Annotated in this window: 20 protein-coding genes and 1 pseudogene; 11 read left to right on the forward strand and 10 right to left on the reverse strand. The window is 68.2% G+C overall.

Going from position 1 to position 20751, the window contains the following annotated elements; all coding sequences use genetic code 11:
• Together FD678_RS20470 and pssA are read right to left on the reverse strand one after the other, a co-directional pair.
• Window positions 1-223: pseudogene (locus FD678_RS20470) on the reverse strand (hypothetical protein); the annotation flags it as partial.
• The gene (pssA, locus tag FD678_RS17495; RefSeq protein WP_218569825.1) at window positions 220-984 is read right to left on the reverse strand and encodes a CDP-diacylglycerol--serine O-phosphatidyltransferase; all 765 of its coding nucleotides are present in this window, start codon (window positions 982-984) and stop codon (window positions 220-222) included. The pseudogene FD678_RS20470 and the gene pssA, both read right to left, overlap by 4 nt.
• Window positions 985-1069: 85 nt before the next feature.
• Between pssA and FD678_RS17500 the strand changes: the two genes are divergently transcribed.
• The 3 genes from FD678_RS17500 to FD678_RS17510 all read left to right on the forward strand — a co-directional run bounded on the left by FD678_RS17500 (window position 1070) and on the right by FD678_RS17510 (window position 3808).
• On the forward strand, window positions 1070-1450 hold the full coding sequence (locus tag FD678_RS17500; RefSeq protein ID WP_140726951.1) for a DUF4124 domain-containing protein: 381 nt from the start codon (window positions 1070-1072) through the stop codon (window positions 1448-1450).
• Window positions 1451-1560: 110 nt separating this feature from the next.
• On the forward strand, window positions 1561-3255 hold the full coding sequence (locus FD678_RS17505; RefSeq protein WP_140726954.1) for a proline--tRNA ligase: 1695 nt from the start codon (window positions 1561-1563) through the stop codon (window positions 3253-3255).
• Between the two features lie 142 nt (window positions 3256-3397).
• Window positions 3398-3808, forward strand: coding sequence for an H-NS histone family protein (locus FD678_RS17510; RefSeq protein ID WP_140726956.1), 411 nt, complete (start codon window positions 3398-3400; stop codon window positions 3806-3808).
• Window positions 3809-4111: 303 nt separating this feature from the next.
• Here FD678_RS17510 and FD678_RS17515 read toward each other — a convergent pair whose 3' ends face one another.
• Window positions 4112-5371, reverse strand: coding sequence for a threonine/serine ThrE exporter family protein (locus FD678_RS17515; protein ID WP_140726958.1), 1260 nt, complete (start codon window positions 5369-5371; stop codon window positions 4112-4114).
• Between the two features lie 180 nt (window positions 5372-5551).
• Between FD678_RS17515 and FD678_RS17520 the strand changes: the two genes are divergently transcribed.
• From FD678_RS17520 to FD678_RS17535, 4 genes are all read left to right on the forward strand, one after another.
• Entirely contained in the window at window positions 5552-6664 is a 1113-nt protein-coding gene (locus tag FD678_RS17520) for an MlaE family ABC transporter permease (protein ID WP_140726960.1), read from the forward strand.
• Window positions 6665-6751: 87 nt separating this feature from the next.
• Window positions 6752-7576, forward strand: a complete 825-nt coding sequence (locus tag FD678_RS17525) for an ABC transporter ATP-binding protein (RefSeq protein ID WP_140726962.1) — start codon at window positions 6752-6754, stop codon at window positions 7574-7576.
• A 2-nt stretch (window positions 7577-7578) separates the two neighbouring features.
• Window positions 7579-8505 carry an MlaD family protein gene (locus tag FD678_RS17530; RefSeq protein WP_140726964.1) on the forward strand — a complete coding sequence of 309 codons (927 nt, stop codon included), beginning with the start codon at window positions 7579-7581 and terminating at the stop codon, window positions 8503-8505.
• Complete coding sequence (locus FD678_RS17535) at window positions 8502-9149, forward strand: ABC-type transport auxiliary lipoprotein family protein (RefSeq protein ID WP_140726966.1); 648 nt, start codon at window positions 8502-8504, stop codon at window positions 9147-9149. Before FD678_RS17530 ends, FD678_RS17535 begins: the two co-directional genes overlap by 4 nt.
• A 155-nt stretch (window positions 9150-9304) precedes the next feature.
• On the opposite strand, the gene FD678_RS17540 is transcribed toward FD678_RS17535, so the two are convergent.
• Window positions 9305-9889, reverse strand: a complete 585-nt coding sequence (locus FD678_RS17540) for an alpha-ketoglutarate-dependent dioxygenase AlkB family protein (protein ID WP_140726968.1) — start codon at window positions 9887-9889, stop codon at window positions 9305-9307.
• Window positions 9890-10059: 170 nt separating this feature from the next.
• Between FD678_RS17540 and FD678_RS17545 the strand changes: the two genes are divergently transcribed.
• Window positions 10060-11709, forward strand: a complete 1650-nt coding sequence (locus FD678_RS17545) for an electron transfer flavoprotein-ubiquinone oxidoreductase (RefSeq protein WP_140726970.1) — start codon at window positions 10060-10062, stop codon at window positions 11707-11709.
• A gap of 75 nt (window positions 11710-11784) precedes the next feature.
• Here the strand turns inward: FD678_RS17545 and FD678_RS17550 are convergent, their stop codons facing one another.
• Window positions 11785-12411, reverse strand: a complete 627-nt coding sequence (locus FD678_RS17550; RefSeq protein ID WP_140726973.1) for a CoA transferase subunit B — start codon at window positions 12409-12411, stop codon at window positions 11785-11787.
• The gene (locus FD678_RS17555) at window positions 12411-13145 is read right to left on the reverse strand and encodes a CoA transferase subunit A (RefSeq protein ID WP_140726975.1); all 735 of its coding nucleotides are present in this window, start codon (window positions 13143-13145) and stop codon (window positions 12411-12413) included. Before FD678_RS17555 ends, FD678_RS17550 begins: the two co-directional genes overlap by 1 nt.
• Window positions 13146-13287: 142 nt before the next feature.
• Here FD678_RS17555 and FD678_RS17560 point away from each other — a divergent pair, with 142 nt between their 5' ends.
• Window positions 13288-14634: a phosphomannomutase gene (locus FD678_RS17560; RefSeq protein ID WP_177497879.1), complete on the forward strand. Its 1347-nt coding sequence runs from the start codon at window positions 13288-13290 to the stop codon at window positions 14632-14634.
• 15 nt (window positions 14635-14649) lie between these two features.
• The gene (locus FD678_RS17565) at window positions 14650-16053 is read left to right on the forward strand and encodes a mannose-1-phosphate guanylyltransferase/mannose-6-phosphate isomerase (protein WP_140726981.1); all 1404 of its coding nucleotides are present in this window, start codon (window positions 14650-14652) and stop codon (window positions 16051-16053) included.
• A 223-nt stretch (window positions 16054-16276) separates the two neighbouring features.
• Here the strand turns inward: FD678_RS17565 and rfbD are convergent, their stop codons facing one another.
• From rfbD to rfbB, 4 genes are read right to left on the reverse strand one after another with little or no spacing between them, the layout of a single operon-like run.
• The gene (rfbD, locus tag FD678_RS17570; protein WP_140726985.1) at window positions 16277-17173 is read right to left on the reverse strand and encodes a dTDP-4-dehydrorhamnose reductase; all 897 of its coding nucleotides are present in this window, start codon (window positions 17171-17173) and stop codon (window positions 16277-16279) included.
• Complete coding sequence (gene rfbC, locus FD678_RS17575) at window positions 17170-17742, reverse strand: dTDP-4-dehydrorhamnose 3,5-epimerase (protein ID WP_140726988.1); 573 nt, start codon at window positions 17740-17742, stop codon at window positions 17170-17172. The genes rfbD and rfbC overlap by 4 nt, the downstream gene beginning before the upstream one ends.
• A complete protein-coding gene (gene rfbA / locus FD678_RS17580) occupies window positions 17739-18626 on the reverse strand; it encodes a glucose-1-phosphate thymidylyltransferase RfbA (RefSeq protein ID WP_140726991.1) in 888 nt (295 codons plus the stop codon). The genes rfbC and rfbA overlap by 4 nt, the downstream gene beginning before the upstream one ends.
• A gap of 59 nt (window positions 18627-18685) precedes the next feature.
• Window positions 18686-19741: a dTDP-glucose 4,6-dehydratase gene (rfbB, locus tag FD678_RS17585; protein ID WP_140726994.1), complete on the reverse strand. Its 1056-nt coding sequence runs from the start codon at window positions 19739-19741 to the stop codon at window positions 18686-18688.
• A gap of 205 nt (window positions 19742-19946) precedes the next feature.
• Between rfbB and FD678_RS17590 the strand changes: the two genes are divergently transcribed.
• A complete protein-coding gene (locus FD678_RS17590; protein ID WP_140726997.1) occupies window positions 19947-20693 on the forward strand; it encodes an electron transfer flavoprotein subunit beta/FixA family protein in 747 nt (248 codons plus the stop codon).
• The last annotated feature ends 58 nt before the right edge of the window (window positions 20694-20751 follow it).

Here is a 20751-nt window from a genome sequence, read left to right on the forward strand (position 1 = left end):
CAGGCGGCGCCGCCGGTGCGCTGCGCCGGACCGGTGCCTGGGGCGGCACCCGGGCCTCCGGCCGCGCGCGCGGCGGCCCGGCCTCGCGCACCGGCGCGACCTCGGCGGCCGGTCCGGGAGCGGCGGCGGCCGTGGCCCGGTCGAGGTACACGGTATGGCCCATCGCCTGCAGCCACGACAGCTGCAGGTCGGACCACAACGGCTCGGCCGCGGTCCCGCTCATGCGCTTTCCGGCACCTTGCGCACGCGCCGCCACAGCCACAGCGACGGCCCGGACAGCGCGTAGAGGATGCCGATCGCGAACAGCGTGCGCGGCAGGTCGATCACCAGGACCGCCAGCACGATCGGCACGAACGCCAGCGCCAGGAACGGGATGCGGTCGCCGCGCGGCTCCTTCGCGCCGCCCTTGAAGCTCCAGAAGCGGATCCGGCTGACCATCAGCAGCGCGGCCACGATCGTCACCCCCAGCGCCACGTAGCGCAGTTCCTCGCCGCTCCAGCCCAGGCTGCCGTCGGCGAAGGCCCAGACGAACGACATCATCAGCCCCGCCGCGGCCGGGCTGGCCAGGCCGACGAACCAACGCTTGTCGACCACGCCGACCTGGGTGTTGAAACGCGCCAGGCGCAGCGCCGCGCAGGCCGCGTACAGGAACGCCGCGGCCCACCCGACCCGGCCCATCACGCTGCCGTCGAACTTCAGCGCCGACAGCGACCAGTGGTACATCACCAGCGCCGGCGCCATGCCGAAGCTGACCAGGTCGGCCAGCGAGTCGTACTGCACGCCGAACTCGCTGCTGGTGCCGGTCAGGCGCGCCACGCGCCCGTCCAGGCCGTCCATCACCGCCGCCACGAACACGGCGATGCTGGCCTGCACGAAGTCGCCGTTGGCCGCCGAGATGATCGCGTAGAAGCCCGAGAACAGGCCGGCGGTGGTGAACAGGTTCGGCAGCAGGTAGATCGTGCGCGAACGCGGAGCGGGTCTCATTTCTTCCATCGGCGCAGTTTAATCGACTTGCCAGCCCTGCCGGGGGGTGCTGGAATCCCCCGGGAACGACCCGGGGAAAACCGCGATGAAACTGTCCTGCGCGCTCGGCCTCGCGCTGCTGGCGGCCAGCACTGCAGCCGGCGCCGCCAACCTGTACAAGTGGAAGGACGCCAACGGCACGACCCACTACTCGGAAAGGCCGCCGGAGGACCGCAAGTACGACACCCGCCGGATCGACAGCCGCGCCGGGGTGGCCCCGGCGGCCGAAGCCGGGCCGGCCAGGCCCGAGTCCAGCGAATGCAGCACCGCCCGGCGGAACCTGGAACTGCTGGGCGGCAGCGCCCCGGTGATGCAGGACACCGACGGCGACGGCAAGCCCGACGCCCCCCTGGACGAGAACCAGCGCGCCGCCCAGAAGAACCTGGCCGACGCCGCCGTGAAGGCGTATTGCGCCCCCGCCAAGTAGCGCCCTGCCGTTCTCCGGGCGGCGTCCCGGGCCGCGCGCCGCCGGCGCGCATACCCCCGGCGCGCATGGACTGGCAAAATAGCCGCTTCCGCCTCCTGCGAAGCTTCCCGATGCGCCTTTCCCAGTTCCACCTGCATACCACCAAGGAAACCCCGGCCGATGCCGAACTGGTCAGCCACCGGTTGATGCTGCGCGCGGGCATGATCCGCAAGCTCGCCTCGGGCCTGTACACCTGGTCGCCGCTGGGGCTGCGCGTGTTGCGCAAGGTGGAAGCGATCGTGCGCGAGGAGATGGACCGCGCCGGCGCGCTGGAACTGCAGATCCCGACGATCCAGCCGCAGGAGCTGTGGGAGGCCAGCGGCCGCTGGGAGAAGTTCGGCGACCAGTTGCTGAAGATCAAGGACCGCAAGGACCAGGGCTTCTGCTACAGCCCCACCGCCGAGGAGGCGGTCACCGAGTTCGCCAGGCAGGAACTGAGCAGCTACAAGCAACTGCCGGTCAACTTCTACCAGATCCAGACCAAGTTCCGCGACGAGATCCGCCCCCGCTTCGGCGTGATGCGCGCGCGCGAGTTCCTGATGAAGGACGCCTACTCCTTCCATCTCGCCGACGCCGACCTGGTGCGCGAGTACGAGAACATGAAGGCGGCCTACACCCGCATCTTCACCCGGCTGGGCCTGGACTTCCGCATGGTGCAGGCCGATTCCGGCGCGATCGGCGGCGACGCTTCGCAGGAATTCCACGTGATCGCCGATTCCGGCGAGGACGCTCTGGTGTTCTCGACCGGCTCGGACTACGCGGCCAACATGGAAGCGGCGGTCGCGGCCGATCCCGCGCCCCGCCCGGCCCCCGCCGAGGCGCTGCGCAAGGTCGACACCCCTACGCAGAAGACCTGCGAGGCGGTCGCCGCGCTGCTCGGCATCGCGCTGGAGCGCACCGCCAAGTCGATCGCCCTGATGGCCGCCGACGGCACGTTCGTGCTGGCGCTGGTGCGCGGCGACCACGAGGTCAACGAGATCAAGCTGGCCAAGGTCGCCGGGTTGGCCGGCCATCGCTTCGCCAGCGAGGCCGAGATCGCCGAGTACCTGGGCAGCGAGCCGGGCTTCCTCGGCCCGGTCAACGCGCGCAAGCCGATCCGCGTGGTCGCCGACCGCGAGGTCGCCGCGCTGGCCGACTTCGTCGTCGGCGCCAACGAGCCGGGTTACCACCTGGCGGGCGTGAACTGGGGCCGCGACCTGCCAGAGCCGGAGGTGGCCGACATCCGCAACGTGCGCGAGGGCGACCGCGCGGCCGACGGCGGCGAACTGCGCATCGCGCGCGGCATCGAGGTCGGCCACGTGTTCCAGCTCGGCCGCAAGTACGCCGAGGCGCTGCAGGCCACCGTGCTCGACGAGAACGGCAAGGCGCAGGTGATGACGATGGGTTGCTACGGCATCGGCATCTCGCGCATCGTCGCCGCGGCGATCGAACAGAACCACGACGAGGCCGGCATCGTCTGGCCCGAGCCGATGGCGCCGTGGCGCGTGGCGGTGTGCGTGATCAACCCGAAGAACGACGCCGGCGTCGCCGGGGCCGCGCAATCGCTGCTGGCCGAACTGGCCGCGGCCGGCATCGAGGCGGTGCTGGACGACCGCGGCCTGCGCCCGGGCGCGATGTTCTCGGATATCGAGTTGATCGGCATCCCGCACCGCATCGTGGTATCCGAACGCGGCCTGGCCGCCGGTACCTACGAATATCGCGCGCGCCGCGCCAGCGAATCGGAGAATCTGGACAAGGCGGCCCTGCTCGCCCGTATATCCGGCTGATCCGGGGCGCCTTTCCGCCCCCGATATTAACGAATCGAATCCACCGGAAATATACGGTGGATTTGTAACCCCGATATTCCGTTATTATGATGGGCACCACTGCCATGGGACGGCATTTCTTCCCATTCAATTCGGAGTAGCGATGTCCATCGATCTCAGCGGCCTGTCGGCCAAGCAGTTGGGTGCCCTCATCAAGAACGCCAGAAAGCAGCAGGCGATCGTCGCCAAGCGTCCCTCGATCACCAAGGTCCGCGCGCAATTGGCCAAGCTGGCCAAGTCCCAGGGTTATTCCATCGAAGAGCTGTTCGGGGCCGCACCGGGCCGCAAGGCCGGAAAGCCGGGGCCCAAGCCGGGCCGCAAACTCGGCAAGGTCCCGCCGAAGTACCGCAATCCGGCCAACCCCAAGGAAACCTGGACCGGCCGTGGCAAGCAGCCGCGCTGGCTCGCCGAACAGACCGCCAAGGGCAAGAAGGTCGAGGATTTCCTGATCGCCAAGGCGGCACCCGCCAAGAAGACCGCGAGGAAGGCCGCGGCCAAGAAGGCCAAGCAGTAATCCCGCCCCCATATTCGAGGACGCCGGCCGCGATGCCGGCGTCCTTGTTTAATCCGTATCCATTTCCTTCGCATGGCGCCATCGGCGGGCCATGCGATTCGAAAAGACCGGATGGCCCCCGCTGATCGGCGGGACATGATCGTCTTTATCGGCGATAAGCATCGCCCGGCAGGGCGATTCTCCCGGCGTATTCGCCTGCGGGGATCCGGCCGGATAATGCCGGGGTGGCGGCACTGAAAAGCATTGCATGCCGGCGCGGAATCCCCTGCTCTCGACATCGTGGCCGGCGGCCGCGCTTGGGCATCAGAGATTCTTGCGGGCGGGCACCAGGAGATTGCCGAACAGCAGCCCGGCGACCAGCGCCATCACGATATTGGTGACCGCGAGCAAGGCCGCCTGGCCCACGTCCACGTCCTGTTGCTGGACGAGATTGAGGAACCCGCGCAGGCTGGTACTGCCGGGCACCAGCATGATGATGCCGGGCAGGCGGATCAGTGCGCCCGGCTTCTGGACGATCCGGCCGAACAGGTTGCCGGCAGCCGTCAGCGTCATCGCCGACAGGAATACCCCGGCCGGGCTGCCCCAGGCCTGCCCGGCGAAGCGCGCGATCGCATAGCTGGCGATCGCCGCCGCCATCACCCAGGGATAGTCGCGGCGATGCGGCTTGAACAGCACCGCGAATGCATAGGCCGCCACCAACAGCGAGGCCCATTCCATCCAGTGCGCCTGCGGCCGCGAGGCGCGTATCCGAGGCTCCAGTCCGAGCCATTGCGCCAGCGTCACCGCGATCACCGCGCCCACCGTCAACTTGAGCACGGTAGTGACCGCACCCGCCAACCGCGCGGTACCGGACACCCAGTGCTGGCTGGCCAGTTCGTTGACCGCGTTGGTCAGCGACATGCCGGGCAGCAGTACCACCAGCGAGGCGATGATCACCGTATTGAGGTTGAGCGAGCCGGCGACCGAGGCCACCAGCGTGGCCACGAAGCCCGCCAGCAGCGCCGCCAGCGCCTCGCTGGCCTCCCTGGTGGCCGGCCGGCGATCGGCGTACTGGGTGAGCAGGCCGATCAGCAGCCCGATCGCCGAGGCCGTGGCGATGTCCAGCCACGGCAGCTTCCACAGCCCCGCCACCCCGGCCGCGGCCAGGCCGTAGGCGACGATCTGCAATGCCTTGCCGCGCCGGCTCATCTCGCGGTCGAGCCGGCGCAGCGCGGTATGGCCCTGGGCGATGCTCATGCGCCCGTTGGCGACGCTCTCGGCGATATAGTCGGCCACGCTCAGCTTGTGCAGGTCGTTCACGCCGGGGGCCAGCCGCACCACGCGGGTGATGTCCGAAGAGCCGATCGCCTTGGTCGGGTCGCTGAAACTGAGGATGATGCCGGTCGGGTTCGACCAGGGCTCGCAATCCAGCCCGAGCTGCTGGGACAAGGCGATCACCGCCGCCTCCAGGCGCTGGGCGGTGGTGCCGTAGGAGTGCAGGCGCCCGGCGATCTCGGTCACGAAGGCCACGCGCTGCGCGTAGGTCGCGCTGGTGGACGGACTGACGGGGAAAGCGTCGGACATGCGCAAGCCGGTCGTGAAGGAAAGCCGCGCGGACACCGCCGGCGGCCATGCAAGTGTATGCCGGCCGTTCCGTCCCGGGCAGCGTGCCGGCCCGATCCGCCCCGGCCTACCGCCCGTTCCGGCAGGTGGATGACATGCCCTGACGCCGTGCAGGGTATGCTCGCGCCCACGGAAATGCCCATGACGACATCCCAGCCTCCCCACATCGATACGGACGAACAGGACCCGGCACGGATACGGCTGGCAGGGAGCTGGGTGCTCGCGCAGGCCCTGCCCGCGGCGGAACTGCTCAACGCCGTGCCCCAGGGCGTCAGCCGGATCGACGCGCGCGGGATCGCGCAGCTCGACTCGGCCGGCGTGCTGCAGCTGCTGCGGTTTGCCGCCCATCGCGGCCTGAACGACGAGGCGATCGATTTCCGCGAGGAGCACCGCGCGCTCGTCTGCACCATCGAGGACCTGGCCGACGACCGGCCCAAGCCCAAGCGCGACTACGGCTTCGCCGCCGCGCTGGAGCGCCTCGGCGTCGCGGTCAGCACCACCGGCCGGGACATCGTCACGCTGGCCAGCTTCCTCGGGGAGAACCTGGTCAAGCTGGCCCGCCTGCTGCGCCAGCCGCGCCGGTTCCGGCTCACCTCGACCGTCAGCCACATGGAGCACGTCGGCCTGGACGCGGTGCCGCTGGTGGTACTGCTGTCCTACCTGGTCGGCGCGGTGATCGCCTTCCTCGGCTCGACGATCCTGCGCGACTTCGGCGCGGAGATCTACGTGGTGGAACTGGTCTCCATCGCCACGCTGCGCGAACTGGCCGTGCTGATGACCGCGATCGTGGTCGCCGGCCGCACCGCCAGCGCCTTCACCGCGCAGATCGGCGCGATGAAGGCCCGCGAGGAGATCGATGCGATCCAGACCCTGGGCCTGGACCCGGTGGACCTGCTGGTGCTGCCCCGCGTCGTGGCCCTGCTGGTGATGCTGCCCCTGCTGACCTTCATCGCGATGCTGGCGGGGCTCGCCGGCGGCGTGACCGTCGGCGCGTTCGACCTCGGCATCCCGCCGCAGATGTACCTGGCGCGCATGCACGAGACCATGCAGGTCCGGCACTTCCTGGTCGGCATGTCCAAGGCGCCGGTGTTCGCCATCGTGATCGGCCTGATCGGCTGCCTGGAAGGCCTCAAGGTCGCCGGTACCGCCCAGTCGGTGGGCGAGCGCACCACGTCCAGCGTGGTGCAGACCATTTCGCTGGTGATCATCATCGATGCGCTGGCCGCGCTGTGGTTCATGAAGATGGGGTGGTGAAGAGGAGCCATGATCCGTGATTCGTGATTCGATATCCGCCAGAAGCGAAAGCGCGGGCACTGCCCCGGCTTCAGGGGGGCTTTCGCCGTGACGGATCGCGAATCGCGAATCGCGAATCCCGATGGCGGCGAAACCGCCATCCGCGTCCACGGCCTGGTCAACCGTTTCGGCGCCCAGACCGTGCACGACGGGCTGGACCTGGACGTGCGCCGCGGCGAGATCCTGGGCGTGGTCGGCGGGTCGGGCACCGGCAAGTCGGTGCTGATGCGCTCGATCCTGGGCCTGCGCACGCCCGATGCCGGGCGCATCGAGGTGCTCGGCGTCGATGCGCGCTCGGATGCGCCGGAGGATCGCCGCCACATCACCCGCAACACCGGCGTGCTGTTCCAGGACGGCGCGCTGTTTTCCTCGCTGACCGTCGGCGAGAACGTGCAGGTACCGCTGAAGGAGCACCACCGCGAGTTCCCCGAGCGCTGGTATTACGAGCTCGCGCTGTTGAAGGTGAAGCTGGCCGGGCTGCCGGCCGATGCCCTCAACAAGCTGCCCTCGCAGTTGTCGGGCGGCATGCGCAAGCGCGCCGGCCTGGCCCGAGCCCTGGCGCTGGACCCGCCGCTGCTGTTCCTCGACGAACCCACCGCCGGCCTGGACCCGATCGGCGCGGCCGCCTTCGACCAGTTGATCCTGACGTTGCAGCAGGCCCTGGGCCTGACCGTGTTCCTGATCACCCACGACCTGGACACGCTGTACACGATCTGCGACCGCGTCGCGGTGCTGGCCGACCGCAAGGTCGTCGCCACCGCACCGCTCGCGGAGATCGAGAAGATCGACCATCCCTGGATCCAGGAATACTTCCACGGCCCGCGCGCGCGCGCCGCACGCGATGCGCGGGCCGCCTCCACCGAGACCGCCTGAGCATGGAAACCAAAGCCAACTACGTCCTGATCGGCGCCTTCACCATCCTGGCAGGCCTGGCCCTGCTGGTGTTCGGCCTGTGGGCGGCCAAGTACTCCTCCGACCGCACCTGGCAGAACTACCGGGTGGTGTTCCGCGAGGCGGTGACCGGCCTGTCGGTGGGCAGCCCGGTGCAGTACAACGGCATCGCGGTCGGCTCGATCACCGAGCTGACGCTGGCGCCGAACGACCCGCGCCAGGTGGTCGCGCGGCTGCGGATCAACTCCACCACGCCGATCAAGACCGACACCCGCGCCAAGCTCGCGATCACCAGCATCACCGGGCCGTCGATCATCCAGCTCAGCGGCGGCACGCCGGAAGCGCCGCCCCTGACCGCGGTCGACAAGAGCGATGCGCCGATCATCCTCACCACGCCCTCGGCGCTGCAGAACATCACCGACACCGCCAACCGCATCGTCGAACGGCTCGACCAGGTGCTCAGCGACCGCAACGTCGCGGCGATCTCGGCCACGCTGCGGAACCTGGAGGCGTTGAGCGGCTCGGTCGCCGACCGCGACCAGGGCATGCAGGCGCTGCTGGTCAGCGCGCGCGACGCCGCGCGCAAGCTCGATGCCACGCTCGACACCACCAACGGCACGATCAAGCGCCTGGACCAGAACCTGGTGCAGCAGCTGCCGCCGATCCTCGACAAGCTCGACGCCACCCTCGCCCAGCTGGATTCCGCCGCCGGCAACGCCAACAGCATCCTTGGCGAGAACCGCGCCGCGATCAACAGCTTCGCCAACGACGGCCTGGCCCAGCTCGGGCCGACCCTGACCGAGCTGCGCGGCCTGGTCCGCGACCTGCGCCGGGTCAGCGACCGCCTCGAGAACAACCCCGCGCGCTACCTGCTCGGCCGCGACGCCCCCAAGGAGTTCGAACCGAAATGAGCCCGATGACTCCGTTCCGCCCCTGGTTGCTGGGCCTGTCGCTGTGCGCGCTGGCCGGTTGCTCGGTCCTGGCCAGCGGCAGCAAGGATCCGGTGACGATCTATGCGCCCAACGTGCGCGTGCCGGCCGACCCCGCCTGGCCGCAGGTGGGCTGGCAGCTGGCGATCGCCAAGCCCAGCGCCGCGCGGCTGGTCGACAGCCCGCGCATCAACGTGCGGCCGACGCCCGGCGAGCTGGAGGTCTATCGCGGCGTGAGCTGGGCGCAGCCGTCCACCGACATGTTCGAGGACACGCTGCTGCGCGCCTTCGAGGACTCCGGCAGGATCGCCGGCGTGGCGCGGCTGGGCACCGGCATCCGCTCGGACTACAAGCTGGCCGTCGACCTGCGCCGCTTCGAGTCCGACTACGCCGGCCAGGCCATTCCCTCGGCGACGATCGAGTTCAACGCCAAGCTGCTGCACACCGTGGACCAGCGGATCGCCGCCTCGCGCACCTTCCTGGTGGCCGAACCGGCGGCCTCGACGGATACCGCGGCGGTCGCCATGGCCTTCGAAGCGGCTCTGCGGAAAGCCACGCATGACCTGGTCGGCTGGACGCTGGACGCCGGGCAACGGGATGCGCGGGCGCATCCGGCCAGGCAGTAGGTCTCGTACCCGCGCAGGATCGGTTTTTGTAGGAGCGGCTTCGGCCGCGATGGGGCCTGCCCGTTTGAATCCCTGCACATGGATGTGCAGGCTTTTGCAGAGGGATCTGCATGAAAGCCTCATCGCGGCTGAAGCCGCTCCCACAACAGCCGGTCCTACAAAACCGGCTCGATGCGCCTGAACGTCAGATTCACCCGCTCTCCCACCGCCTTCGCCGTGCGTGGAAGCGCGTGCTGATACAGCGCCTGGGTCCGTCCCGCCATCAGCAGCAGATCGCCGTGGGCGAGTTCCAGCACCTGCCGTGCCGCCCGATCACGACGATGCCGCAGGCCAAAACGCCGCGTCGCCCCCAGGCTCAGCGACGCGATCAGCGGCGCAGGACCGAGCTCGGGTTCGTCGTCGCTGTGCCACCCCATGGCATCGCGCCCGTCGCGATAGCGGTTGGCCAGCACGCTGTTGAACGCCACCCCGGTCTCCTCGGCCAGGCGATCGCGCAAGGCGAGCAATGAGGGCCGCCATGGGCGTGGCTCGAAACGGGTGCCGGAATAGCGATAGCTCGCCTCCGGGTCGCCGATCCAGCTGCTCAGCCGCGGCGAGTCGACCTCGCGGCCGAACAGCCGGATGCGGTGCACCTCCCAGTCGATTCCGGCCAGCAGTTCCGCCAGCAGGGCGTCGGCCTGCGCGCGCGGCAACCAGCCTGGCAGCAAGGTGACGTCCGCGCCGGGCAGGTCGATCCGCATCCGCCCACGCTAAGCATTCTTCGGACGGATATCCATACGGCGCCTACTCCGCGAGCGGCGCCTGCGGCCCGCACCGCGGGCCCGTCGCCATACGCCAGCGTCCGGAATTTGCCCGCCCCGGCGCAAACCCCGAAAATGTCCCCAGCCACGAGCCAACGGGAGCGGAACACATGTCGGTAGCGGGAGACGGCGCAGTCGCGTCCGAGGTCATTGAGCGTGACGTGATGGAGTACGACGTCGTCACCGTCGGCGGCGGTCCGGCCGGCCTGGCGTTCGCGATCCGGCTCAAGCAGCTCGATCCCGGACTGTCGGTCTGCGTGATCGAGAAGGCCAGCACGATCGGCGCCCAGGTCCTGTCCGGTGCGGTGATCGAGCCGGGCCCGCTCGACGCCCTGCTGCCCGGCTGGCGCGACAACCCGCCGCCGATCTGCGTGCCGGCCGCGGAGGACGAGTTCTGGCTCCTGAACAAGGACGGCGGCCACAAGTTCCCGGTGGTACCGCCGGGCATGCGCAACCATGGCAACTTCATCGTCAGCCTCGGCGCGCTATGCGCCTGGCTGGCGCCGCAGGCCGAAGCCCTGGGCGTGGAGATCTATCCGGGCTTCGCCGCCGCGGAGACCCTGCACGACGAGGCCGGCAAGGTGATCGGCGTGCGCATCGGCGACATGGGTGTGGCCAAGGACGGTTCGCACAAGCCCGGGTTCACCGCCGGCATCGACATCCACGCCAAGGTCACCGTCCTCGCCGAGGGCGCGCGCGGCCACCTCACCAAGCGCCTGGTCAAGCGCTTCGGCCTGGACGCCGACAGCGACCCGCAGGGCTACTCGATCGGCATCAAGGAACTCTGGCAGGTGCCGGAAGGCCGCGTCACGCCCGGCAAGATCGTGCACACCTTCGGCTGGCCGGCCGATAGCCGCACCTACGGCGGCAGCTTCCTCTACCACCTGACCGACAACCGCATCGCGCTCGGCTACGTCAGCGGCCTGGACTACCACGATCCCGAGTACAAGCCGTGGGAGGCCTTCCAGCAGTGGAAGCACCACCCGCTGATCAAGCCCCTGCTGGAAGGCGGCAACATCCTCTCGGCGGGCGCGCGCGCGATCGTCACGGGCGGCTGGCAATCGCTGCCCAAGGTCGAGATGCCCGGCGCCCTGCTGATCGGCGACACCGCCGGCCTGCTCAATGTACCCAAGATCAAGGGCACCCACCAGGCGATCCGCAGCGGCATGCTGGCCGCCGAACACCTGGTCGCCTCGCGGCTGGCGCCGGAAGGCTTCGACGCGAAGCTGCGCGGCTCGGAGGTGATGGCCGAACTGAAGCGGGTGCGCAACATCAAGCCCGGCTTCAAGAAGGGCCTGTGGTTCGGCATGCTCAACGCAGCCTGGGAAACCGTCGTCAATGGCGCCTCGCCATGGACCCTGAAGAACAGCGCCGACTGGTCTTCGCTGGACCGGATCGGCGAGCACGAGGCCCCCAAGCGCGACTACGTGCAGCGCGACCTGGCGCCGCGCGACCGCCTGCAGGCCGTCTATTTCGCCGCCACCGAACACGACGAGGACCAGCCCGTGCACCTGCGCGTGCACGACACCTCGATCTGCGTGACCCGCTGCGCCGCCGAGTACGACAATCCCTGCACCCGCTTCTGCCCGGCGGGCGTCTACGAGATCGTCGACGACCCGGCCGCCCAGGCCGGCAAGCGCCTGCAGATCAATGCCGCCAACTGCGTGCACTGCAAGACCTGCGACATCAAGGACCCCTACCAGATCATCGACTGGGTGACGCCGGAAGGCGGCTCGGGGCCGAACTACCAGAACCTTTGACGCTGCAGCTCCGAACAGAAAAAGCCATGCGCGATCCGCATGGCTTTTTCGCATTCCCGGAGAACGACCGGCACGCTATGAAATCGCCACCCCGGTTGCCGCACGCAGCGCATCCAGGTCCACCCCGTCCGTCAGTTCGACCAGCTTCAATCCATCTGCCGTCACGTCCAGCACCGCCAGGTCGGTGATGATCCGGTTCACCACGCCGACGCCGGTCAACGGCAGCGTGCAGGCCGGCAGGATCTTGTGCTCGCCGTTCTTGGCGGTGTGCTCCATCAGCACCACCACGCGCTTCACGCCGGCCACCAGGTCCATCGCGCCGCCCATGCCCTTGACCATCTTGCCGGGCACCATCCAGTTGGCGATGTCGCCCTTGTCGGTGACCTGCATCGCGCCGAGGATGGCCAGGTCGATGTGCCCGCCCCGGATCATCGCGAACGAATCGTGGCTGCCGAAGTAACTGGCTCCCGGCCGCGCCGTCACCGTCTGCTTGCCGGCATTGATCAGGTCGGCGTCGACCTCGTCCTCGGCCGGGAAGGGGCCGATGCCGAGCAGGCCGTTCTCGGACTGCAGCCATACGTCCACGCCTTCCGGGATATGGTTGGCCACGAGCGTGGGCAGGCCGATGCCGAGGTTGACGTACATGCCGTCCGCCAGCTCGCGGGCCGCGCGTGCGGCCATCTGGTCGCGGGTCCAGGCCATCAGGTGCCCTCCTTGTTGCGGACGGTGCGTTGCTCGATGCGTTTCTCGGGCGTGGCGTTGACCACGATGCGGTCGACGTAGATCCCCGGCAGGTGGACCTGGTCGGGGTCGATCGCGCCGACCTCCACCCACTCCTCGACCTCGGCCACGCATACCTTGCCCGCCATCGCGCAGGCGGGATTGAAGTTGCGCGCGGTCTTGCGGAACACCAGGTTCCCGGCCGCATCCGCCTTCCACGCCTTGACCAGTGCGATGTCGGCCTGGAGTGCGGTTTCCATCACATAGTGCTTGCCACCGAATTCACGCACTTCCTTGCCTTCGGCCACGACCGTGCCGTAGCCGGTGGCCGTATAGAACGCCGGGATACCGGCTCCCCCCGCACGCAGGCGCTCGGCCAGCGTGCCTTGCGGGTTGAACTCCAGTTCGAGCTCTCCCGCCAGGTATTGCCGTTCGAATTCCTTGTTCTCGCCCACGTAGGAGGAAATCATCTTGCGGATCTGGCGCGTGGCCAGCAGCAGCCCCAGCCCGAAACCGTCCACGCCGGCATTGTTGGAAATGACCGTCAGGTTCTTCACGCCGGAATCGCGCAATGCCGCGATCAGCGCCTCGGGGATCCCGCACAGGCCGAATCCCCCGACCGCCAGCGTCTGCCCGTCGGCCACGATATCGGCCAGCGCCCGCGCCGCGTCGGGCCAGCGCTTGCCTCGTCCCGCCACAACTTCCGTACTGCTCATCCACGCCCTCGCCACGTTGATGTGATGCAGTGCATTGTAGTGGCTGACTGGGGCCTGTCACCGAGCATCCAACCCCTGCACCGGCGATGCCATGTGCCGGCCAAGCCGCTAAACTCGCCATTCCCCCGAATGGAAGATGCCCATGACCCTGCCCGCCTTCAAGGCCTACGATATCCGCGGTCGCGTACCAGACGAATTGAACGAGGACTTGGCCCGCCGGATCGGCGTGGCGTTGGCGGCACAGCTGAACGAGGGACCGGTGGTGCTCGGCCACGACGTGCGGCTGGCCAGTCCCGCCCTGCAGGATGCCCTGTCGGCCGGCCTGCGCTCGGCCGGGCGCGAAGTCATCGATATCGGCCTGTGCGGCACCGAGGAGGTCTATTTCCAGACCGACCATCTGGGCGCGGCCGGCGGCGTGATGGTCACCGCCAGCCACAACCCGATGGACTACAACGGCATGAAGCTGGTGCGCGAACAGGCCCGGCCGATCAGCTCCGACACCGGGCTGTTCGCGATCCGCGACGTGGTCGCCGCCGATACCGCAGCCGCCACCGAACCCACCGCGCCCCAGCACAGCCGGCCGGACAAATCGGCCTACATCGAGCACCTGCTCAGCTACGTGGACACGCGCCAGCTCAAGCCGCTCAAGTTGGTGGTCAACGCCGGCAACGGCGGCGCCGGCCTGATCGTGGACCTGCTCGCGCCGCACCTGCCGTTCGAGTTCGTGCGCGTCTTCCACGAACCGGACGGCCATTTCCCCAACGGCATCCCCAACCCGCTGCTGCCGGAAAACCGCGACGCCACCGCTCAGGCGGTGAAGGAGCATGGCGCCGACTTCGGCATCGCCTGGGACGGCGACTTCGACCGTTGCTTCTTCTTCGACCACACCGGCCGGTTCATCGAGGGCTATTACCTGGTCGGCCTGCTGGCGCAGGCCATCCTCGCCAAGAATCCGGGCGGCAAGGTGGTGCACGATCCGCGCCTGACCTGGAACACGGTGGAAATGGTGGAGGCCGCAGGCGGCGTCCCGGTGCTGTGCAAGAGCGGGCATGCCTTCATCAAGGAAAAGATGCGCTCCGAGAATGCGGTGTACGGCGGCGAAATGAGCGCGCACCATTACTTCCGCGAGTTCGCCTATGCCGACTCGGGAATGATCCCCTGGCTGCTCATCGCCGAACTGGTTTCGCGCAGCGGTCGCACGCTCGCCGACCTGGTCGAGGACCGCATGCGGAAATTCCCCTGCAGCGGCGAGATCAACTTCAAGGTCGCCGATGCCAATGCCTCCGTGGCGCGGGTGATGGAGCACTTTGCCGGCCAATCGCCTTCGCTGGACTATACGGATGGCGTCAGCGCCGACTTCGGCGACTGGCGCTTCAACCTCCGCAGCTCCAACACCGAACCGCTGCTCCGGCTCAATGTCGAATCGCGTGGCGACGCGGCGTTGATGCAGGCGCGTACGCAGGAAATCTCCGCCCTCATCAACGCCTGACCAAGGACGCCCCCCATGAACGACATCCAGCCCGTCATTCTCTCCGGCGGTTCCGGCACGCGCCTGTGGCCGCTTTCGCGCGAGGCCTATCCCAAGCAGTTCCTTCCCCTCGTCGACGACACCACGATGCTGCAGTCCACGTGGAAGCGCGTGGCCGCGATCGCGGGCCGTGCTCCGATCGTGGTCGCCAACGAAGAACACCGCTTCGTCGCCGCGGAACAATTGCAGCAGGTCAACGCGCGTCCACAGGCCATCGTGCTCGAGCCGACGGGCCGCAATACGGCGCCTGCCATCGCGCTCGCTGCGCTTGAAGCCACCCGCAACGACCAGGACTCCCTGCTGTTGGTGCTTCCTTCAGACCATGTAGTCACCAACGAGGCCGCCTTCCGTGACGTGGTGCGCGAAGCCGTCGCCGCCGCCGAGACCGGCAAACTGGTGACTTTCGGCATCGTTCCGACTGGCCCCGAAGTCGGTTATGGCTATATCAAGGCCGCCTCCGGCGCTGCCATCCGCCCCATCGAACGTTTCGTGGAAAAGCCCGACCTGGAGACCGCCAAGGGCTACGTCGCTTCCGGCGAGTATTACTGGAACAGCGGCATGTTCCTGTTCAAGGCCTCGCGCTACCTGGAGGAGCTGGCCAAGTTCAACCCGGCGATCCTGGAAGGCAGCCGCAAGGCGTGGGAACTCGCCAGGCGCGACACCGACTTCATCCGCGTCGACAAGGATGCCTTTGCCGCCACGCCGTCGGACTCGATCGACTACGCCGTGATGGAGAAGACCGATGCGGCCGTGGTGGTGCCGCTCGACGCCGGCTGGAGCGACGTCGGTTCCTGGTCCGCGCTGCGCGAGGTTTCCGCCCAGGACGAGAACGGCAACGCCCATCATGGCGACGTCATCGCCGTCGATTGCCGCAACACCTACGCCTACGGCAATCGCCTGATCGCGATGGTCGGGCTCGACGACGTCGTGGTGGTGGAGACCGACGACGCGGTGCTGGTGGGGCGCGGCGAGCGCATCCAGGAAGTCAAGTCGGTCGTTGCGAAGATCAAGCAGGATGGCCGCTCCGAGGCGACGTGGCACCGCAAGGTCTACCGCCCCTGGGGCGCCTACGATTCGATCGACATGGGGCAGCGGTTCCAGGTCAAGCGCATCACCGTCAAGCCGGGCGCGACGCTGAGCCTGCAGATGCACCATCACCGCGCCGAGCACTGGATCGTGGTCAGCGGCACCGCCGAAGTCACCCGCGGCGACGAAGTCCTGCTGCTGACCGAGAACCAGAGCACCTACATCCCGCTGGGCGTGACCCATCGCCTGCGCAATCCCGGCAAGCTGCCGCTGGAGCTGATCGAGGTGCAGTCCGGCAGCTATCTCGGCGAGGACGACATCGTGCGTTTCGAGGATACCTACGGCCGAGCCTGAGCCCGTTCCGGCCAGGCGTCCACGAAAACGGCGACCGCATGGTCGCCGTTTTCATTGGACGGCATTCGCGCCGGAGCGCCGTGCATGGCAGGGATTCCAGTCCCGAGGGGGCCTGCCGCAAGCGCCGGGCCCAAGCCCCGCAAGAAGTCCCCTCCGCTGAAGACCGCCGGCTGCACCGGCGGCAGACGATCCCATGGGCACGAGGCCTGTCCCGTGCCGGGTCTCACGCGGCCTGCAGCTCTCCGAGCACTCGCGCCACCCCGTCACGCCAGTCCGGCAACACGACGCCGAACGTCTCCACCAACGACGTCGTATCCAGGCAGGAATAGGCCGGACGGCGTGCCGGGGTCGGGTATTCCGCCGTGGCGATTGCCGCGACCTTCGGTGCGCGTGCGATCAATCCGCGGGCCCGGGCCTGGTCGAAGATGGCCTCGGCGAACCCATGCCAGCTGGTCTGCCCGGTCGCGGTGAGATGATAGATTCCCCAAGCCCCTCGCGGCTGTCGCAGCGCCTGGACCGTGACGTCGGCGATCAACGCCGCCGGGGTCGGCGTGCCGACCTGGTCGGCCACCACGCGCAGCTCGTCGCGCTCGGCCCCGACCCGCAGCATCGTGCGCAGGAAGTTGTGGCCGTGCGAGGCATAGACCCAGGCGGTACGGAAGATCATATGGTCGGCGCCCGCCGCGCGGATCGCCTGCTCGCCCGCCAGCTTGCTCTCGCCGTACACGCCCAAGGGCGCGGTCGCATCGCCCGGCAAGTACGGGCGCTTGCCTTGGCCGTCGAACACGTAGTCCGTGGAGTAGTGCACCAGCGGCACACCACGGGCGGCGCACCAGCGGGCGATGACCCCGGGGGCTTCCGCATTGGCGCGGAACGCAGCCTCGCGGTCGCCCTCGGCCTTGTCCACGGCCGTGTAGGCGGCAGCGTTGACGACCCGGTCCGGACGATGACCATCGAGCACGGCCGCCAAGGACTCCGGCTGGTCGAAGTCCGCACGCACGCAGGCGGTGCCGTCCGGAAGGATACCGCTGCGCGTGGTCGCCACGACTTCATGGCCGGCCAAAGCGCGCAGCAACTCCTGGCCGACCTGGCCATTGCCGCCGAACACCAGCACTCTCATCGGGTCTCCTTCTGTGGCGCGTACACCGGCAGCCGGTCTTCGGCGATCTGCTCCAGGAACGGCGCGTTGGCATCCTTCGCCGACAGCACCGGGTCGGAGACCGGCCAGTCCACCGCGATGCCCGCGTCGTTCCAGCGCACGCCGGCATCGGCCTCCTTCACGTAGACGTCGGTGCACAGGTAGCTGAACACCGCACGCTCGGAAAGCACCGCAAACCCGTGCGCGAAACCTTCCGGAATCCAGAACTGGCGTCGGTTCTCCGCGCTCAGCACCACCGCTTCCCAGCGTCCGAACGTAGGCGACCCGCGACGGATATCCACCGCCACGTCAAAGACCTCCCCCTCAAGCACGGAGACCAGCTTGCCCTGCGGACGCGGCCACTGGTAGTGCAGGCCGCGCAGCACGCCGCGCACGGACGTGGAGACGTTGCTCTGCACGAACCGGGGCGGCAGGCCGTGCTGGCCGAAGCGTTCCGCATTCCAGGTCTCGAAGAACACGCCGCGTTCGTCGCCGAACACCGCCGGCTCGATCACCACGCAGCCCGGCAGGGACGTTTCGATGATCTTCAATGGACCACTCCTCGCTTGGCCAGCTCGTGCAGGTATTTGCCGTAGCCGTTCTTCAACAACGGCGCGGCCAGCGCCTCGAGCTGGGCCGCATCGATCCAGCCCTGGGCGAAGGCGATCTCCTCGGGGCAGCACACCTGCAGGCCCTGGCGCGCCTGGATCGTCTCGATGAAGTTGGCCGCCTCGTGCATCGACTGGTGGGTGCCGGTGTCGAGCCATGCATAGCCGCGCCCGAGCGCCTCCAGGTGCAGCGAGCCGTCTTCCAGGTAACGTCGATTGAGGTCGGTGATCTCCAGCTCGCCGCGCGGCGACGGCTTGAGTTCGGCGGCGTAATCCGCGGCGCGGCCGTCGTAGAAGTACAGTCCGGTCACGGCATAGTGCGAACGCGGCTGCGCCGGCTTCTCCTCCAACCCGATCACCTTGCCGTTGGCGTCGAACTCGGCCACGCCGTAGCGCTCGGGGTCGTTGACCCAGTAGCCGAATACGGTCGCGCCGTGCTGGCGCGCATCGGCGCGCTTGAGCGTCTCGGTCAGGCCATGTCCGTGGAAGATGTTGTCGCCCAGCACCAGGCAGCTGGGCTTGCTGTCCACGAACTCGCGCCCGATCAGGTACGCCTGCGCCAGGCCGTCCGGGCTCGGCTGCACCGCATAGCGGATGTCCATGCCCCATTGCGAGCCGTCGCCCAGCAGGTTCCGGAACAACGCCTGCTCGTGCGGCGTATTGATGATCAGCACTTCCCGGATGCCGGCGAGCATCAACACGCTGAGCGGGTAGTAGATCATCGGCTTGTCGTAGACCGGCAGCAGCTGCTTGCTGACGCCCTTGGTGATCGGGTACAGGCGCGTGCCGGAGCCGCCGGCGAGGATGATGCCTCTACGTTGTGTCATCGTTGTTTTCCTTTTGGAACCCGCACATGGATGTGCGGGCTCTTGCGAGGGACTCGCATTTAGGCCGCGGTGCCGATGCGTTCCAGCCGGTAGCTGCCGTCGAGGACCCCCTTCACCCAGTCCTGGTTGTCCAGGTACCAGTCCACGGTGAAGGCGATGCCTTGTTCGAAGGTGTGCTTCGGCTCCCAGCCCAGTTCGTTCTTCAGCTTGGAGGCATCGATCGCGTAGCGCCGGTCGTGGCCGGGGCGATCGGCGACGAAGGTGATCTGGCTGGCGCGCGGCCGTCCGTCGGCGCGCGGGCGACGCTCGTCCAGCAGCGCGCAGATCGCCTGCACGACCTCGATGTTCTGGCGCTCGGAGTTGCCGCCGACGTTGTAGGTCTCGCCCACCCGCCCCTTGGCCAGCACCGTGCGGATCGCCTCGCAGTGATCGGCGACGAACAGCCAGTCGCGCACCTGCTTGCCGTCGCCGTAGACCGGCAGCGGTTCGCCGGCCAGCGCCTTGGCGATCACCAGCGGGATCAGCTTTTCCGGGAAATGGTAGGGACCGTAGTTGTTGGAGCAATTGGTGGTCAGCGTCGGCAGGCCGTAGGTGTGGTGGAACGCCCGCACCAGGTGGTCGGAAGCCGCCTTGGAAGCCGAATACGGCGAGTTCGGCGCATACGGCGTGGTCTCCGTGAACTTGCCGGTCTCGCCCAGCGTGCCGTAGACCTCGTCGGTGGAGACGTGGAGGAAGCGGAACGCCTCCCTCGCCTCGCCCTGCAATCCCTTCCAGTAATCGCGCACCGACTCCAGCAGGCCCAGCGTACCGACCACGTTGGTCTGCACGAAGGCGGCCGGGCCATCGATCGAGCGGTCCACGTGGCTCTCCGCGGCGAAGTTCAGCACCGCGTCCGGCCGGTGCTCGGTCAGCAGGCGCGTCACCAGGGCACGGTCGCCGATGTCGCCCTGGACGAAGACGTGGTCGGGATTCCCTTCGAGCGATGCCAGCGTATTCAGGTTACCGGCATAGGTCAGCGCATCCAGGTTGACCACCCGGTGTCCCAGCGCCACGGCCTGGAGGACGAAATTACCGCCGATGAAACCGGCACCGCCGGTCACGAGCCAAGTTGCCAACGCACATCTCCTGTCTTGTCGCCTGCGGGGCAGGCCGCTATCCAATCATCCAGTTTATCCGGCCACACCGAACGCAGGACCAATGAAGAGCGGACCAGCCCATACGCCATCGCATGGTAAGCCTTCCCCCGCTAGAATGCGGGACTGCCCCGCGCCAGCCGCCGCGGCCGGGCCTTCCCGCAACAGCTGAAGGATCTCGTACAAGATGAAAATCCTCGTCGCCTACAAGCGCGTGGTGGACTACAACGTCCGCATCCAGGTGAAGCCGGACGGTTCCGGCGTGGTCACGGACGGCGTCAAGCTGTCGGCCAATCCGTTCGACGAAATCGCGCTCGAAGAGGCCCTGCGCCTGCGCGACAAGGGCCTGGCCAGCGAGGTCGTGGTCGCCACGATCGCCCCGGCCGACGCCGCCGCGCACCTGCGCAATGGCCTGGCGATGGGCGCGAACCGCGCCATCCACGTGGTCGCCGACGCCCCGATCCAGCCGCTGACCGCCGCCAGGACCCTGCTCAAGCTGGTCGAGAAGGAGCAGCCGCAGTTGGTCATCCTGGGCAAGCAGGCGATCGACGACGACGCCAACCAGACCGGCCAGATGCTGGCCACGCTGTGGGGCCGCCCGCAGGCGACCTTCGCCAGCAAGCTCGAGATCGCCGGCGACAAGGCCACCGTGACCCGCGAGGTGGACGCCGGCCTGGAAACGCTGGAAGTGGACCTGCCGGCCGTGATCACCACCGACCTGCGCCTGAACGAGCCGCGCTTCATCAAGCTGCCGGACATCATGAAGGCCAAGAGCAAGCCGCTGGAAACGATCGCCTTCGCCGACCTCGGCGTGGAGGCCAACGACAGCCTGAAGACCACGCACTACGCCGCCCCGGCCAAGCGCAGCCGCGGCGTGATGGTCAAGGACGCCGCCGAGCTGGTGGCCGCACTCAAGCAGAAGGGGCTCTTGTGATCGTCCCCGATCAAGAGCCCGGCCATTGGCCGGACTTTCCAATGCCGAAGCCCTTGTG

Source organism: Pseudomonas sp. Hp2 (assembly GCF_006386585.1).
Taxonomy (GTDB): Bacteria; Pseudomonadota; Gammaproteobacteria; order Xanthomonadales; family Xanthomonadaceae; genus Pseudomonas_S; species Pseudomonas_S boreopolis.

Bases quoted from the DNA above. Each gene is read 5' to 3' on its own strand.
- pssA (WP_218569825.1), bottom strand. From the start codon at position 984: ATGAGACCCGCTCCGCGTTCGCGCACGATCTACCTGCTGCCGAACCTG.
- FD678_RS17560 (WP_177497879.1), top strand. From the start codon at position 13,288: ATGACCCTGCCCGCCTTCAAGGCCTACGATATCCGCGGTCGCGTACCA.
- FD678_RS17555 (WP_140726975.1), bottom strand. From the start codon at position 13,145: ATGAGCAGTACGGAAGTTGTGGCGGGACGAGGCAAGCGCTGGCCCGAC.
- FD678_RS17515 (WP_140726958.1), bottom strand. From the start codon at position 5,371: ATGTCCGACGCTTTCCCCGTCAGTCCGTCCACCAGCGCGACCTACGCG.
- FD678_RS17545 (WP_140726970.1), top strand. From the start codon at position 10,060: ATGTCGGTAGCGGGAGACGGCGCAGTCGCGTCCGAGGTCATTGAGCGT.
- FD678_RS17550 (WP_140726973.1), bottom strand. From the start codon at position 12,411: ATGGCCTGGACCCGCGACCAGATGGCCGCACGCGCGGCCCGCGAGCTG.
- FD678_RS17540 (WP_140726968.1), bottom strand. From the start codon at position 9,889: ATGCGGATCGACCTGCCCGGCGCGGACGTCACCTTGCTGCCAGGCTGG.
- FD678_RS17530 (WP_140726964.1), top strand. From the start codon at position 7,579: ATGGAAACCAAAGCCAACTACGTCCTGATCGGCGCCTTCACCATCCTG.
- FD678_RS17590 (WP_140726997.1), top strand. From the start codon at position 19,947: ATGAAAATCCTCGTCGCCTACAAGCGCGTGGTGGACTACAACGTCCGC.
- rfbD (WP_140726985.1), bottom strand. From the start codon at position 17,173: ATGAGAGTGCTGGTGTTCGGCGGCAATGGCCAGGTCGGCCAGGAGTTG.
- FD678_RS17535 (WP_140726966.1), top strand. From the start codon at position 8,502: ATGAGCCCGATGACTCCGTTCCGCCCCTGGTTGCTGGGCCTGTCGCTG.
- rfbA (WP_140726991.1), bottom strand. From the start codon at position 18,626: ATGACACAACGTAGAGGCATCATCCTCGCCGGCGGCTCCGGCACGCGC.
- FD678_RS17565 (WP_140726981.1), top strand. From the start codon at position 14,650: ATGAACGACATCCAGCCCGTCATTCTCTCCGGCGGTTCCGGCACGCGC.
- FD678_RS17510 (WP_140726956.1), top strand. From the start codon at position 3,398: ATGTCCATCGATCTCAGCGGCCTGTCGGCCAAGCAGTTGGGTGCCCTC.
- FD678_RS17505 (WP_140726954.1), top strand. From the start codon at position 1,561: ATGCGCCTTTCCCAGTTCCACCTGCATACCACCAAGGAAACCCCGGCC.
- FD678_RS17500 (WP_140726951.1), top strand. From the start codon at position 1,070: ATGAAACTGTCCTGCGCGCTCGGCCTCGCGCTGCTGGCGGCCAGCACT.
- FD678_RS17520 (WP_140726960.1), top strand. From the start codon at position 5,552: ATGACGACATCCCAGCCTCCCCACATCGATACGGACGAACAGGACCCG.